Genomic DNA, 13,698 nt, shown 5'->3' with positions numbered 1-13,698 from the left:
CATGCTCAGTAGTCGCGGCCGGCTGCCACGACCGACAACATCTGCTCACCGGCACGGAACCGACGCACGTTCTCGGCCAGCCACGGCGCCATGGTGCGTGTCAGTCCCGACGCCGGGTTGGCGACGTGCGGGGTGATGATGACGTTCGGCAGCGACCAGATCTCGTCGTCTGGGTCCGGTGGTTCCGGGTCGGTGACATCGAGTGCGGCACCGGCGATCTGACCCTCCCGAAGCGCGGTGATCAACGCCGCCTGATCAATCAGCGGCCCCCGCGCGACGTTGACGATCCAGGCGTGTTCGGGCAGCGCGGCGAGGGTGTCGCCATTGATCAGGTGGCGGGTCTCCGGCGTCGAGGGTGCGGCGAGCACCACATGATCGGTGGCCGTCCACACCTCTGCCATGCGTGCCGACGGCAGGGTCAGAGCCGCACCGGGGACCTCGCGGCCGGAGCGGTTCACCGCGATCACCTTCGCACCTGCGGCATCCAGCCGCGGGATCAACGAGGTGGCGATGCCACCCGCACCGATGATGGTGACTGTCGATCCGTGCAGCGACCGCACCGACGCATCGATCCGTTCTTTGTCCCAATGACGCAGCACCGAGGTGTTGATCTGCCGCAACCCGGCGAGCAACAGCGCGAGCGCGTGCTCGGCGACGTTGTCGGCGTAGAAGCCCGACGCGTTGGTCCACAGCCGCTTGTCGTCGATGACGCCGGCAGTCACGAACTCCTCGATGCCTGCGGTTTTGAGAGCCACCCATTCGACAGTGTCGGGGAGGGCCGGGAAGTCGGTGCCGCCGCCGACCCAGACGAGGGCCCGGGCATCGGCCAGGCCGGTGATCGCGCCGCCGGCCGCGCGGACCGCCTCGACGAGATGCGGTTCGTGCTCGGGCTCGACTGCGACGGTCAGCTCAGGCGTGGAAGGGGTGGTCATCGGCTCACCGATCCCGACGCGACCTCGCGCGCGGCAGACGTCGCCAGGGTGTCGGCGATCTCGTTGTAGTGGTCCCCCGCGTGCCCCTTGACCCACCGCCACTCGACGGTGTGGCGCTTCTCCTCCTCGAGGAGGCGCTGCCACAGGTCGACGTTCTTGACGGGCTTCTTGTCGCGGGTCTGCCAGCCGTTCGACTGCCATCCCGCGACCCACTTCATGATCCCGTTCCGCACGTAGCTCGAGTCGGTGTAGAGGATCACGGTCGACGGCCGGTTCAGTGCCGCGAGCGCCTCGATGGCGGCGGTGAGCTCCATCTTGTTGTTTGTGGTCTGCGGATCCGAGCCGGAGATCTCCTTCTCCTTGCCGCGATAGCGCAGCACGGCACCCCAACCGCCCGGCCCAGGATTACCCAGGCACGCGCCGTCGGTGGATATCTCCACGAGATCGTCGGCGGGGTCGGCCGCCGCTTCGTTCGCCACATCCGTCACGGATCGAAGGCTACTGCAGCGGCCGGACACGGTCGTAGGCTGAGGTCATGACCTCGTGGGACCCGAGCCGGTATCTGCAGTTCTCCGACGACCGCTCGCGTCCGTTCCTCGATCTGATCGCGCGGGTGCCCACCCATCCGTCGACGATCGTCGATCTCGGTTGCGGTCCTGGACATCTGACGCAGCACCTGCGCGCACGGTGGTCGGATGCCGAGATCCTCGGTGTCGACTCCTCGCCCGACATGATCGCGCGTGCTCAGGCAGACAACCAGGACCCGCGGGCGTCGTATGTCGCGGGCGACGCCGCGACCTGGCACCCCGACGGTCCGATCGACCTGCTGGTCTCGAATGCGATGTTCCAGTGGGTGGACGATCAGTTCACCGTCATCGAACGACTCGCGACGAGCATCGCCGACGCCGGCGCGTTCGCGATCCAGGTCCCCGACAACGCCGAGTCCCCGACTCATCGCATCCTCTCGGACGTCGCAGCACGTCCACGGTTCGAGCAGTTCCTGTCGGGCGTCCGTCGCCTGCCGCGGAGCGGGCCGGCCGACTATCTGGAGTTCTTCGCGACCCGCGGATGGTCGGTCGACGCGTGGTCGACGACGTATCTCCATGTGCTGCAGGGCGACAACAACCCCGTGTTCGAGTGGCTGTCGGGGACGGGTGCACGCCCCTTCCTGCAGGCTCTCGACGACGACCTCCGCGAGGAATACGCCTTCGAGGTGTCCGCGGAGTTGCAGCAGGCCTATCCGCGGCGCGAGTTCGGCACCGTGTTGCCGTTCCAGCGCACCTTCGTCGTCGCGCACCGCTGAGCGCGGTCAGCGCATCGGGCGCGACCGGTTCACCGCCGGCTCGAGTGCCACGGCGTCGGCGGCCTGCCCTGCGATCTCGGCGAGCGTGAGGACGTCGGCCATGGTGACCAGTCCTGCACCGGGGCGATCGGCGATCCGCTGGGCGGCCAACGCCGTGAGCACACCCGTGGCGATCGACTGACCCACCCCCGTCGCGACGACCCGCTCGCCGCTGCGCCGAGCGTCGGCGACCAGATGCCAGTCGGCACCTCCGATGTGTGGTGATCGGGCGACGAGCGGGGCGAGCCGGGGCACGCGGGCGACCAGCCCCAGCGACGCCGTCGCGAGCGGGGAGCTCAACGCGAGATGGCTACGGACCGTGACGTCTCGCGACCTGCCCAGCAACAGGTGGTCGGGGAAGTCGGCGCGCAGGTACCGACGTCGCCGTCCGCCGGGATCCTCACCGCGGTGCACGTCGATCAAATTGCGGACCGGACGTCTCTCGGGCGGGTCGTGGAGATCCGCACCGATCAGCCGCGCGGTCCACTCCACGGCCGCGGCTCCGTGTGCTTCACCTGACCCGAGTGAGATCAGCATGTCGACCTCGTCACCTGGTTCGACGGCGAGTGCATCGATCATCGCCGTGCTCAGGCCGGGCGCGAGCCCGGCTCCCAGCACGACGGTCGCGTCGGCCGCGGCGTCGGTGGCGAGCGCGTCGAGGTACGCCGCGGTGGCCGAGATCTCCACGAGCGGCGTCGATCCGACGTGCATGCCGATCCGTGGGTCCTCGACACCCGACGCGTTGACGACCACATCGACCCCGCGCGCTGCCCGTGCCAGAGCGGACAGGCCGTCGGATGCGCCGAGATCCACCCGCACACCGCCCGAGGGAGGGGTGCGACCCGCGGGCACCACCTCGACCCCGTCGCTGCGCAGCCGGTCGACGACCACTCGCCCGACGGCTCCTCGCGCGCCCAGCACCAGACTCTTCATCAGAAACTCCAAACGTTCGGTTGGAATTGAGGCTACGCAGCGTCCGCGGGCAATTGCAACCATTTGTTTGGAGATCGACTACGATCGCAGGATGGCCTGGGACACCGAGGGCACGCGACAGCGACTGCTGGATGCCGGCGCCCGGCAGTTCGCGGAGCACGGGTTCGCCGGGACCCGGATGGACGCCATCGGCCGCGATGCGGGCGTGAACAAGGAGCGCGTCTACAAGTACTTCGGCGACAAGCAGGGGTTCTTCGATGCGGTGCTCTCGCGCGAACTGGGGACGCTGCTCGACGGACTCGAGGGCAGCCTCGCCGATCCCGACGCGGCCGGACGGTTCACCGGCGACCTGTTCGACCGATGCCGTCGGCAGCCGACACTCCCCCGACTACTGGCCTGGGAGAGCCTCGAGGTCGGGCATGCCGTCGCGCTCGATCGTCGGCAGTCGATGTGCGCAGCGCAGGTCACCCGGCTCGAGAGCGCGGTGTCCGGCTTGGATCACGAAGCGGCACAGCATCTCCTGCTGACCGCCATCACGGTGGTCGTCGGCGCGTGGACACTCGGCGGTATCGCCGAGTCGGTGCTCGGGACCTCCGATCCCGCTGCCCGTCGAGATCAGGTGGTGCAGCAGATGCGGGCGCTCGCCCGGCCGGATTCGTAGCGCGAGACCGCTCTCACAGTCGTTCCGTACCACCGCTTCGAGCGGAGTCGATGGATCGCTCACCGCGGACGACGGCGATGGCGGCGTCGAGGTCGAGCTCGAGATCCACATCGGCGGTGTCGATCTCACCGTCACGGTGTTCCACAGCACCGTCGCCGACCACCACATGGAACGGCTGCTCGGCGCCGATGCGCACGTTGACCGTCCCGGCACCGATCTGCTCCGCGATTCGACCACCGAGCGGAAACGCCAGCCAGTGCGCGCGAACCGCATCCTGATCACCCCGCTCACCGAGTCGGTGCGCTCCCCAATCCCCGAGCGACGCGAGTACCGGACGCAGTGAGCGACCCTCGTGCGTCAGCTCGTAGACCGACGCCCCCGCCCGCGGGCCGATCTTCCGCCGCACCACGAGTCCGTCGCCCTCGAGTTCACGCAAGCGCGTGGCCAGCACGTCGGTGCTGATCCCGGGCAGATCTGCGAAGAGGTCGCTGTAGCGGCGCGCGCCTCCGCACAGCTCCCGGACGATCAGCAGGCTCCACCGGTCGCCGACGACATCGAGCGCCCGACCGATGGCGCAGTAGTGCTGATAGCTCCGACGTGGCATGCTCACCATCGTAGACGGACACTTGGAAATTCCAAGTATATGCTTGGAGACTCCAAGTACTCTTGCGTCAGCGACACCCTCGGAAGGAACGACAATGCAGGTCACACAGTCGAGCAAGCTCTCTGGAGTCTCGTATGAGATCCGTGGCCCGGTGGCCGAGCAGGCTGCCCGACTCGAGGCCGAGGGGCATCACGTCGTCAAGCTCAACACCGGCAACCCGCTGGAGTTCGGACTCGAGGCCCCACAGGAGATCCTCTCCGACATGGTGCGCTCGCTGCCGGCCTCCACCGGCTACTCGACGTCCAAGGGGTTGCTCCACTCCCGTCGGGCCGTCGTGCAGTACTACGAGACGCGCGGGGTCTCCGACGTCGACGTCGAGAACGTCTTCCTCGGCAACGGGGTGTCGGAGCTGGTCATGATGGCGATGACCGCACTGCTCGAGAACGGTGACGAGGTACTCGTACCCGCCCCCGACTTCCCCCTCTGGACGGCCGCCACCGCGCTGAACGGCGGTCGGGCGGTGCACTACCTGTGCGATGAGCAGTCGGATTGGTACCCCGACCTCGACGACATCACCGCCAAGATCACCGATCGCACCCGGGCCATCGTGCTGATCAACCCCAACAATCCGACCGGGGCCGTCTACCCCACCGAGGTGCTCGAACAGATCCTCGAGATCGCCCGGCGACACGAGCTCGTGGTGTTCTCCGACGAGATCTACGACAAGATCCTCTACGACGGCGCGACCCACACCAGCACCGCTGCCCTCGCGCCGGACGTGTTGTGCGTGACCTTCTCCGGGCTGTCCAAGGTCTACCGCAGCGCCGGACTACGGGCCGGTTGGATGGTCTTGTCGGGGCCGACCTCGGGCGCCGCGAGCTACATCGAGGGCCTGACCATGCTGGCCGGACTCCGGCTGTGCGCGAATGTCCCGGCTCAACAGGCCATCCCGGTCGCCATCGGCGGGCGTCAGAGCATCTTCGAGCTGACCGCACCTGGTGGTCGGCTCTACGAGCAGAGCACCCGTGCGTGGGAGTCACTCAACGCGATCCCGGGTATCACCTGCGTGAAACCGAAGGGAGCGCTCTACGTGTTCCCTCGTATCGACCTGGAGCACTACCGTATTCACGACGACGAGAAGTTCGTCCTCGACCTGCTGCTGCAGGAGAAGCTGCACATCGTGCAGGGAACCGGGTTCAACTGGCCACGACCCGACCACTTCCGGATCGTCACGCTGCCGCACGCCGACGATCTCGAAGCGATCATCGGTCGGATCGGAAAGTTCCTGGCGAACTATCGCCAGTGACCATCCGACTGGCACGCGCCACGGGCGCACGGGTCGACGCGTGGTTCCGACCAAACGTCGGGCATCGGGTTTCAGGCGTAGTGTCGGTGGTACGGCCCGAGTCCGTCGGCCGTCGGCAGTACAGCTGGGATCCGGGCCGCGCATTCGTGGCCCGGACGCGATGAGTCGAGCACCGCTCGCGATGACTCGGCGCGAAAGGAGTTGTGCGATGGGCCAACCCGTTCCTCCCCCGCCTCCACCTCCGGAGCCGACCCCGGCGCCGGAGCCCATCCCCGAGCCTCCACCGGAGCCGCCGATCCCGGTCCCCACCCCGGAGCCCACTCCGGAACCACCACGTCCACCGGAGCCCGATCCGGCACCGCGACCGACCGTCATCTGAGCGTTCCTGCGGCTCGCTCCTCCTGATCTGGACGTTCCCGACCCGGTCTCGGCCGTCGCATTCACACGAGTGTCGGCGGAGTCGGGTTCTGGATGATCGACACGGTGCGACAATGACCCGATGTCGACGCGCATAGTCCTGATCCGAGCAGTCAACGTCGGTGGCGCCAAACTGCCGATGGCCGACCTCCGCTCGATCGCAACAGAACTCGGCGCGACCGACGTGTCCACCTACATCGCGTCGGGCAACCTGCTCTGCACGCCCCCGGAGGCCCCGGACGTCTTCGATCGAGAACTCGAGAAAGCCATCGAGAGCCGCTTCGGCTACTTCCGCGAGGTCATCAGCCGCAGCCGCGACGAGTACGCGGATGCATTGGACGCGCATCCCTTCGAGGTCACCGAGCCCAAGTTCTCCTACGTCTATGCACTGACCGGCGCGCCCGACGAGACCAAGGCGGCGGAGTTCGAGGCGCGCTCGTTCGGCGGGGAGCAGTTGAAGGTCATCGGACGGGATCTGCACATCCGCTACGACCGCGGAGTCGGTGAGTCGAAGTTGTCGGCACCCATCATCGCGAAGGGGCTCGGCGTGACCGGGACCGGCCGCAATCTGTTGACCGTGCGCAAACTCATCGACCTGGCCGACCAGACCTGATCAGCGGCTGCGGCGGTCGCGCGTTTCCTCACGGCCGCTGGTAGCGGCCCCCGGCGTGGTCGGGTCAGGCAGCGGCGGCTTTGCGCAGCGAGCCGGCCGTCGCGCCGAGGTCCGACTGCTGCTGCTCGGTCGGCGCTTCCCACAACTTGGTCGGAAGCGCCTCCAGCACCTCGACGGCGGCCTCGATGCCGTCCAATGCGGCCGTCTTGCCCTCGTCCGGCAGCTCACTCGCCGCGATCAGACGGTCGTCGATGGCGAACACGGCGTCGTCGAGGTCGTCTCGTGCGGTCAGGACGTCTGGAAAGTGCTCGATGGCGGGGTTGCCGTGGACGTCGGCGATCGCATATCGGATCCGCCGGTGCAGCAACGCCTCCCGAGACGACGCGGTGGTCCACTCGGCGGGCGCACGCCCCTCTTTGCCGGGGACCAGTTCGGTCGACCGCGCAAACGTCTTGACGCGCTTGTCCGAGTCATAGGCGAACCAGGCGGCGCCACCGAGCACGAACACGGCGACGACGATGGTGACCACGATGACGATGACGGCGATCATCTACCCGATCACCGCCGCGGGATCTGGCAGTAGCGCTGGCTGGGCAGCCACGGGCCGAGTGAGCCGAAATCGGGTGCGCCGCTCGTGGTCGTCAGGTAGCGGTCGTACGCAGCCAGCGCCGCGCCACGGAGTCCGCCTCGGACACCCCAGAACTCGACCAGGTGACCGACCTCGAGCGTCGCCCGGACGTTGCCCGTCCACACGTAGCCGCCGCTGTAGGTCGCGGGTGACGCAGGGGTCACACGCTTCCAGGCCGACCAGGTGCTCCCGGGGATCGCGACCGGCTTGCGGTTGACGATCTTGACGACCCGACTGCGGACGTTCATCGCAGCGGTACGCGGGGGCGCGCTGACGACGAAAGGACCACCGCGGGCGGTGAGCCCGTTAGGTGCCACCCGACAATCGGCTTGGGTGCCCAGCACCACGCGACCGACCTGACCGCGATCGATGGTGACCTGTGCCGATGCCGGTGCTGCGGTGCCGAATGCCGTTGCGGCGACGATCCCGATCGCACCCGCGATGGATGCTAGCCTGCGCGATGCCATATCTCCCCTCCCAGCGTGGGATGGACGACGACGTCTGTTGAAACTAGCACCGATCGGCTACGTGACCGGACGGGATGTGCGAGTCCGCCGGTCCGGTCAGCCGACCCGCGCCGAGGACGCGGCGAAGAGATCCGCGGCCGTGAGCTCGGACCACGCGGTGAGAACGTCGGCCAGCTGGTCATCGGAGTGCCTGCCCAGGCCGCATTCCGTCGACAGTCCGAACTCCGGGAGGAATTGCGTCGCGAGCGCGATCCGGTGGCGAGCGCCGGCCGCGCCGTCGTCGGCGTGGACCAGTCCGAGGAAGAACTCGGTGTCGGCCTCGATCGCGAGACCGGCCAGCGGCTGCCAGTGTGCGCGTCGATTCCAGGCCGCCACGGTGGCGGCCTGGAACGCGTCGATCCGGCGGCCGACGTGTCGCGACAATCCGTTGGCGACGGTGACGATTGCCGACGCATCGCGCGGCAGGATGTGGCGCCCACCGCGGGCAGCGGCCGCGGCGTCGGGCGGATCACCCATGAACGGCGAGGCCCCGAACTTGGAGTCGCCGTAGCAGAGATGGAAGGTCAGTTCGGCGTCGTCGTGGACCCAGTCGCCGAGTCGGGCTGTCGCGGTGAGGATCGCCTCGACACCGCTGTAGGGATTGGGGAACCATCCCTCCACAGTCGCCAGCTCGGTGGGCAGATCCCACTGCACGGCGAGATCCGTCGGCGGGATCTGTTCCTGCAGCCGCTCGACGCTCGGCCGCAGCGCCTCCTCGTAGGCGAGGGCCACCTCGACCTGCGAGTCGAGTTCGACGAAGGAGTTCACCGCGTTGAACGGGGTGGGGATGGAGACCAGGAAACGGGTGTCGGGCGCCAACCGACCGTCGTCGCGCGCTGCACGGAACGACACGTACGACTCGACGGCGACCGAGTGGTAGTCGATCTCGTCGAATCCGACGGCGGTGCCGGGCTTTACGCGAGCCTTGCCGTCGACCACGTCGAGGGTGTCGTTGGCCAGGAAGTGATCTGCCTGCGTCAGAACCCAATTGGCGCGATCCCCGGTCTCGCCGTCCGGCACCCGGGTCACACCGGGCTGCAAGCGTTCACCGACGAGGGTGAAGGCGTCGTCGACGGTCGGGACGTTGATGCTCCCGGTCAGATAGAAGCCGGTCATCGCTGTTCTCCTCGGTTCACTGTGGGTGACGCAACTCAGAGCAGGACGCCCAGGCGCGGTGGTCGGGTGCCGTGCAGCGTGTGGTTGCCGAGGTGGACGTACTTCCAGCGCGCCGGATCGTGGAGCGAGTGGACGCGGACGTTGCGCCAGTGCCGATCGAGCGCGAACTGTGTGTCGGTTGCCGATGCGCCGGTGAGTTCGAAGATGCCGGAGGCGATCTCGACCGCGAGCTCCTGTGCGAGCGACTTCGCGGCGGCGACTTGCAGGGACGCAGCGGCCGCACTGTCGCGGGTCAACTCGTCTTCGGCACGCGCGACGTCGATCAGATCGGTACCGCGGGCAAGGAGGGCTTCCAACGCGTACAGGCGCGCGGTCAGCTCACCGATCCGCCGCACCACATGCGGTTCCTGATCGGCACTTTCGACACCCGCCTCGAACCACGGGCGACTCCGCGTGCGGATGAACTCGGCGCCGTCCTCCAGGGCGGCTCGTGCGATGCCGATGTCCACGGCGGCGTGGATGGCCTGATCGTATGCACCGAGTATCGCCGGGTCGGCGGTCGCCGGGTCGACCGCCGGTCCTTCGTCGAGCACGTACACATCCTCGACCGGGACCTCGGCGAAGACGACCTGCCCGCTGGCGGTACCGCGCTGCCCGAAGGACGACCACTTGTCCAGTTGCAAGGTCACGCCCGGGTCGGTAGGTCGCACGAAAACTGTTGCGGTACTGACCGGATCGGAGTCGGCGACAGTCGCCGCGACCGCGATCCAGGACGCGCCGAGGGTGCCGGTCGCATAGTACTTCGTCCCGTCGAGCACCCACCCGGAGTCCGTCGCACGGACGGTGGTGGTCCGGTCGACCGAGCGCTTGGTGCCGCGTTCGACGGTCGCGTTGCCCAGCTGCGCGCCGGCGAGGATGTCGCGGTAGATCGTCGCGGCGGGTTCAGCGTCACCGAGACCGGAGATGCCTTCGCTCAAGACGAAGTGCGCCAACAACAATTGCGCGACTGCGGAGTCGGCGCGAGCCAGTCGACGGATCACCTCCACGATGACGCTGCGTGCGAGGTCGGGCCCACCGACGACGGCCGGGACACCGATCCCGAGCAGCCCGGACCGGGACACCAGCTGCAATTCCTCGATCGGCAGTGTGCCGGTGAGCTCCCGCTCCACCGACGTCCGCCGGATCTCGGCCGCCACCTCGTCGGCGACGCGGAGGGCGTCTGCCGCCGACGTGATCAGGGGTACGCCGACGGGCGCGGACAATGCGGTCATCACAGATCTCCTCGACGAGCGACAGGGTGCACCCGTTCGTCCCGTCCAATCATGCTGGGAACGAACAGGGTTCGTCGTCAGTCTGCTGCGATCGACTCGCTCCACAAAGGTTTCCGATCACGCTGGCTGCAAGCGGGCCGGGTCCGCGTATCGCGGATGCCCGCGCCTGCATCGCGGTCAGTACGCCGACGCCGGTCCGGCCGGCACGATGCCGTGATGGAGTTCCGCGACGTCGGGGTGTGCGCGGGTCCGCGACTTCCAGGCGTTCTCGCCGTAGGTGGTGAAGATCGGGTTGTCGGGATCGGCCTCGACGCCGCGGGACCGCTCGGCGAGCTCCGGCGGCAGCGTGAGGATCGGGATGTGCGCATCCAACGACGGGTTGAGGAAGTAGGGCACCGACACCCGGTCGGTGCCGGGGCGAGGTGCCAGGACCCGATGCCGGGTGGCACGGAGGTATCCCCCGGTGGCCACCTCGAGCAACTCGCCGATGTTGACGATGAACGCTCCGTCGAGCGGTGGGGCGTCGAGCCACTCCCCGGGAGCGACCTCGACCTGCAGCCCTTCGCTGCCCGGCTCGACGAGCAGGAGGGTGAGCACGCCCGAGTCCTTGTGCGCGCCGACGCCCTGGGTCGTCTCGTCGCTGCCCGGGTAGCGGACGACCTTGGTCAGCGTGGCCGGACGATCCGCGAACGCCTCGTCGAAGACGTGCTCGTCAGCGCCCAGCGCGATGGCCCAGTGACGCAACAGCCGCACCCCGACCTGCGACAACGTCGAGTTCCACTCCTCGAAGGCGGGGCGCAGTTCGGGGAGCGCCGACGGCCACAGGTTCGGGCCCTGCAGACGCCAGTAGCCTTCCGCACCCTCGATGATCGGGCGTTCCGGGCCGATGTCGATCTGCTCGCGCCAGTCCACCCGGCCGTTGGTGAGCTCGCCACCGAGCCGCGAATAGCCCCGGAACTGTGGGCTCTTCAGCTGACTGATCTCGTCCTTTGCCTCGGCCGGGAGCGCGAAGAACCGACGGACCAGCGCCACCTGTTCGGCGATCCGATCGGCGGGGATGCCGTGGCCGACCAGGTAGAAGAAGCCGATCTCGTGCGTCGCCGCCAAGAGTTGCTCGCGGAATCCCACCGGGTCGGTCTCCGCGACCGCGAGATCGATGACCGGCAGTTGCGTCGGGACGTCGGCGGACATGCCCACCATTGTCGGCGTCGGCGGCGCGGTCGGCCAGGGTTAGACGCTCACGTGGCAGATGGGTGGCGGTCAGGTCACCATCGGATCGTCGGACGCGGGCGGGTGACGGTGGTGCCGTGGATGAATCCGCGGGGCATCGGCTTGGACAAGAAGTCATGCGGGAATCCCGCTGCGATCGCGCTGATCTCATCGAGCCGACGAAGGTGGTCGTCGTCGAACTCCACGGTCAGCGCCGCCAGGTTCTCGCTCAACTGCTCTGGCGTCCGCGCACCGATCAACGGGCTCACCACCGCCGGGTTCTGCAGCGTCCAGGCGAGAGCCACCTGCGCCGGACGGACGCCCAGTTCGGCAGCGATCTTCCCGACGGAGTCGGCGATCGCGAGTCCGCGTTCGTTCAGCGAGCCCGATGCCGCGGCATGCTCGCGCCGCGTCCCACCGAGAGCAGCGGTCGCGGCCACCTCCAGGTCGGCTGCGGTGTACTTGCCGGTCAGCACCCCGCCGCCGAGCGGCGACCACGGCACGACGCCGAGCCCGAGTTCGGCGGCCATCGGGATGAGGTCACGCTCGACGGTCCGTTCGATCAGGCTGTACTCCACCTGCAGGGCCACCAACGGCGCCCATCCGCGCAGCTCCGAGATCGTCTGCAGTCGCGCGACCTGCCATGCCGGCGCATCTGAGATCCCGACGTAGAGGACCTTGCCGCTGCGCACGAGGTCGGTGAGCGCCGCGATGATCTCCTCCCCGGGCGTCAGCCCGTCCCAGGCATGGACGTACAGCAGGTCGATGTAGTCGGTGCCGAGGTTGCGCAGGCTGGCCTCGACCGACGCCACGAGGCTCTTGCGTCCGTTCCCGCCGGCGTTGGGGTTCGACGGATCGCGACTACCCGTGTACTTGGTCGCGATCACGACGGATTCCCGTCGCCCCTGGACGAACTCACCGAGGTACTGCTCGGACTGACCGTCGGTGTACGCATTCGCGGTGTCGACGGTGTTACCACCCGCATCGAGGTAGGCGTCGAAGATCCGGCGGGAGGTCTGCTTGTCGGCACCCCATCCCCAGACATCCCCGAATGTCATGGCCCCCAACGACAGCGGCGACACCCGCAGGCCCGAGCGTCCCAACAGTCGGTAGTCGGTCAAGCTGGCCATCTTCGCACTCCTCGCAATCGGTGGTGGGTCGCCGACGATGTCCATCGGCCATGACCGACGGTGCCCGTGTCCACCGCGCACTGGTAGGCCGAGATCGTCCTGGGAATCGCCGTACCAGGCTGATCCGCCGGATCCTCGTTAGCCTGTCCAGGTGAGCACCCTGTCCCCGATCGCGCGTCAGGAGTTGGCTGCGCTGCTGCGCGGGCGACGTGAGGCGTTGCGTCCGGCGCAGGTCGGCCTGCCCGAGCGGGTCGGTCCGTCACGCACGCCAGGACTGCGTCGCGAGGAGGTCGCGACGCTCGCGGGCGTCAGCGTCGACTATCTGACGAGACTCGAGCAGGCACGCGATGTCAGGCCGTCGGTGCAGGTGACAGAGGCGCTGGCCGCGGCTCTACGGCTCGACGACGATCAACGCACCTACCTGTTCACCCTCGCCGGGCACCGCGTCCCAGCCGCGACCACTCGACCGTCTGTCCCGGAGGGGCTAGCCCGACTCGTCACCGATCTCGATCCCCTGCCCGCGATGATCGTGAACCACCGGCTCGACATCCTGGCCTGGAACGGGATCATGTCGGCGCTGTTGCTCGATCTCGACGAGCAGTCCGACGGACGTCTCAACGTGCTCCGCCGATGCTTCCTCGACGATCGCTTCCGTGACTTCTACCAAGATCGCGACGAGGTGGTCCGGGGCGCGGTCCTCGACCTCCGGGCAGCCTGGGCCGACCACGCCGACGATCGGGAACTCGCACGACTCATCGACGAACTCGAGAGCGGCAGTGTCGAATTCGCCGGCTACTGGCGGTCCCGTGAGGTCTCGGTACGCGCCCGGGGTGACAAACCGATGCTGCATCCCGTCGTCGGTCCGGTGACCGTGTCCTTCGACGTGCTCAACCCGCTCGACGACCCCGACCTCCGGTTGATCGTCTACCGGGCCGCCGACGATCGATCGCAGACCGCCCTCGACGAACTGTCCCGCACTCGCCCTCGTCACCTGCGTGCGCTCTGACGGAGGCACGCGAGCGGGTCGTCG

General features: G+C 68.1%; 15 protein-coding genes. 5 read left to right on the top strand and 10 right to left on the bottom strand.

Annotated elements, in window-relative coordinates:
* Nucleotides 1-5: 5 nt before the first annotated feature.
* Together GS4_RS04075 and rnhA are read right to left on the bottom strand one after the other, a co-directional pair.
* A complete protein-coding gene (locus GS4_RS04075; protein WP_007617767.1) occupies nucleotides 6-932 on the bottom strand; it encodes a D-isomer specific 2-hydroxyacid dehydrogenase family protein in 927 nt (308 codons plus the stop codon).
* The gene (rnhA, locus tag GS4_RS04070) at nucleotides 929-1,420 is read right to left on the bottom strand and encodes a ribonuclease HI (protein WP_007617766.1); all 492 of its coding nucleotides are present in this window, start codon (nucleotides 1,418-1,420) and stop codon (nucleotides 929-931) included. Before rnhA ends, GS4_RS04075 begins: the two co-directional genes overlap by 4 nt.
* 47 nt (nucleotides 1,421-1,467) lie before the next feature.
* Here rnhA and GS4_RS04065 point away from each other — a divergent pair, with 47 nt between their 5' ends.
* Nucleotides 1,468-2,235 (top strand): methyltransferase domain-containing protein, encoded by a 768-nt coding sequence (locus tag GS4_RS04065; RefSeq protein ID WP_007617765.1) that lies wholly within the window; start codon nucleotides 1,468-1,470, stop codon nucleotides 2,233-2,235.
* 6 nt (nucleotides 2,236-2,241) lie between these two features.
* On the opposite strand, the gene GS4_RS04060 is transcribed toward GS4_RS04065, so the two are convergent.
* The gene (locus tag GS4_RS04060; protein WP_007617764.1) at nucleotides 2,242-3,207 is read right to left on the bottom strand and encodes an NAD-dependent epimerase/dehydratase family protein; all 966 of its coding nucleotides are present in this window, start codon (nucleotides 3,205-3,207) and stop codon (nucleotides 2,242-2,244) included.
* A gap of 91 nt (nucleotides 3,208-3,298) precedes the next feature.
* Between GS4_RS04060 and GS4_RS04055 the strand changes: the two genes are divergently transcribed.
* A complete protein-coding gene (locus tag GS4_RS04055; protein ID WP_007617763.1) occupies nucleotides 3,299-3,868 on the top strand; it encodes a TetR/AcrR family transcriptional regulator in 570 nt (189 codons plus the stop codon).
* 13 nt (nucleotides 3,869-3,881) lie between these two features.
* Here GS4_RS04055 and GS4_RS04050 read toward each other — a convergent pair whose 3' ends face one another.
* Nucleotides 3,882-4,472, bottom strand: coding sequence for a winged helix-turn-helix transcriptional regulator (locus GS4_RS04050; protein ID WP_007617762.1), 591 nt, complete (start codon nucleotides 4,470-4,472; stop codon nucleotides 3,882-3,884).
* A gap of 94 nt (nucleotides 4,473-4,566) precedes the next feature.
* Here GS4_RS04050 and GS4_RS04045 point away from each other — a divergent pair, with 94 nt between their 5' ends.
* Complete coding sequence (locus GS4_RS04045; RefSeq protein ID WP_007617761.1) at nucleotides 4,567-5,778, top strand: pyridoxal phosphate-dependent aminotransferase; 1,212 nt, start codon at nucleotides 4,567-4,569, stop codon at nucleotides 5,776-5,778.
* 499 nt (nucleotides 5,779-6,277) lie between these two features.
* Entirely contained in the window at nucleotides 6,278-6,808 is a 531-nt protein-coding gene (locus GS4_RS04040) for a DUF1697 domain-containing protein (RefSeq protein WP_007617760.1), read from the top strand.
* Nucleotides 6,809-6,872: 64 nt separating this feature from the next.
* On the opposite strand, the gene GS4_RS04035 is transcribed toward GS4_RS04040, so the two are convergent.
* The 6 genes from GS4_RS04035 to GS4_RS04010 form a co-directional block, all read right to left on the bottom strand.
* Nucleotides 6,873-7,358: a hypothetical protein gene (locus tag GS4_RS04035; protein ID WP_007617758.1), complete on the bottom strand. Its 486-nt coding sequence runs from the start codon at nucleotides 7,356-7,358 to the stop codon at nucleotides 6,873-6,875.
* Between the two features lie 8 nt (nucleotides 7,359-7,366).
* Nucleotides 7,367-7,903: a hypothetical protein gene (locus GS4_RS04030; RefSeq protein WP_007617756.1), complete on the bottom strand. Its 537-nt coding sequence runs from the start codon at nucleotides 7,901-7,903 to the stop codon at nucleotides 7,367-7,369.
* 96 nt (nucleotides 7,904-7,999) lie between these two features.
* Nucleotides 8,000-9,058, bottom strand: coding sequence for a hypothetical protein (locus GS4_RS04025; RefSeq protein ID WP_007617755.1), 1,059 nt, complete (start codon nucleotides 9,056-9,058; stop codon nucleotides 8,000-8,002).
* A 35-nt stretch (nucleotides 9,059-9,093) separates the two neighbouring features.
* On the bottom strand, nucleotides 9,094-10,329 hold the full coding sequence (locus GS4_RS04020) for an acyl-CoA dehydrogenase family protein (RefSeq protein ID WP_007617754.1): 1,236 nt from the start codon (nucleotides 10,327-10,329) through the stop codon (nucleotides 9,094-9,096).
* A 177-nt stretch (nucleotides 10,330-10,506) separates the two neighbouring features.
* Entirely contained in the window at nucleotides 10,507-11,529 is a 1,023-nt protein-coding gene (locus tag GS4_RS04015) for an isopenicillin N synthase family dioxygenase (protein ID WP_007617753.1), read from the bottom strand.
* A gap of 65 nt (nucleotides 11,530-11,594) precedes the next feature.
* On the bottom strand, nucleotides 11,595-12,668 hold the full coding sequence (locus tag GS4_RS04010) for an aldo/keto reductase (protein WP_007617752.1): 1,074 nt from the start codon (nucleotides 12,666-12,668) through the stop codon (nucleotides 11,595-11,597).
* Between the two features lie 151 nt (nucleotides 12,669-12,819).
* Here GS4_RS04010 and GS4_RS04005 point away from each other — a divergent pair, with 151 nt between their 5' ends.
* Nucleotides 12,820-13,674, top strand: a complete 855-nt coding sequence (locus tag GS4_RS04005) for a helix-turn-helix transcriptional regulator (RefSeq protein ID WP_007617751.1) — start codon at nucleotides 12,820-12,822, stop codon at nucleotides 13,672-13,674.
* Nucleotides 13,675-13,698 lie beyond the last annotated feature (24 nt).

It is taken from the genome of Gordonia soli NBRC 108243, from assembly GCF_000334455.1.
GTDB classification, from domain to species: Bacteria; Actinomycetota; Actinomycetes; order Mycobacteriales; family Mycobacteriaceae; genus Gordonia; species Gordonia soli.
The sequence above is the reverse complement of the archived record's forward strand: the minus strand, read 5'-3'. Positions and strand labels throughout refer to the sequence as shown.

Bases quoted from the DNA above. Each gene is read 5' to 3' on its own strand.
- GS4_RS04065 (WP_007617765.1), top strand. From the start codon at position 1,468: ATGACCTCGTGGGACCCGAGCCGGTATCTGCAGTTCTCCGACGACCGC.
- GS4_RS04035 (WP_007617758.1), bottom strand. From the start codon at position 7,358: ATGATCGCCGTCATCGTCATCGTGGTCACCATCGTCGTCGCCGTGTTC.
- GS4_RS04075 (WP_007617767.1), bottom strand. From the start codon at position 932: ATGACCACCCCTTCCACGCCTGAGCTGACCGTCGCAGTCGAGCCCGAG.
- GS4_RS04060 (WP_007617764.1), bottom strand. From the start codon at position 3,207: ATGAAGAGTCTGGTGCTGGGCGCGCGAGGAGCCGTCGGGCGAGTGGTC.
- GS4_RS04030 (WP_007617756.1), bottom strand. From the start codon at position 7,903: ATGGCATCGCGCAGGCTAGCATCCATCGCGGGTGCGATCGGGATCGTC.
- GS4_RS04020 (WP_007617754.1), bottom strand. From the start codon at position 10,329: ATGACCGCATTGTCCGCGCCCGTCGGCGTACCCCTGATCACGTCGGCG.
- GS4_RS04045 (WP_007617761.1), top strand. From the start codon at position 4,567: ATGCAGGTCACACAGTCGAGCAAGCTCTCTGGAGTCTCGTATGAGATC.
- GS4_RS04025 (WP_007617755.1), bottom strand. From the start codon at position 9,058: ATGACCGGCTTCTATCTGACCGGGAGCATCAACGTCCCGACCGTCGAC.
- GS4_RS04050 (WP_007617762.1), bottom strand. From the start codon at position 4,472: ATGCCACGTCGGAGCTATCAGCACTACTGCGCCATCGGTCGGGCGCTC.
- GS4_RS04040 (WP_007617760.1), top strand. From the start codon at position 6,278: ATGTCGACGCGCATAGTCCTGATCCGAGCAGTCAACGTCGGTGGCGCC.
- GS4_RS04010 (WP_007617752.1), bottom strand. From the start codon at position 12,668: ATGGCCAGCTTGACCGACTACCGACTGTTGGGACGCTCGGGCCTGCGG.
- GS4_RS04015 (WP_007617753.1), bottom strand. From the start codon at position 11,529: ATGGTGGGCATGTCCGCCGACGTCCCGACGCAACTGCCGGTCATCGAT.
- GS4_RS04055 (WP_007617763.1), top strand. From the start codon at position 3,299: ATGGCCTGGGACACCGAGGGCACGCGACAGCGACTGCTGGATGCCGGC.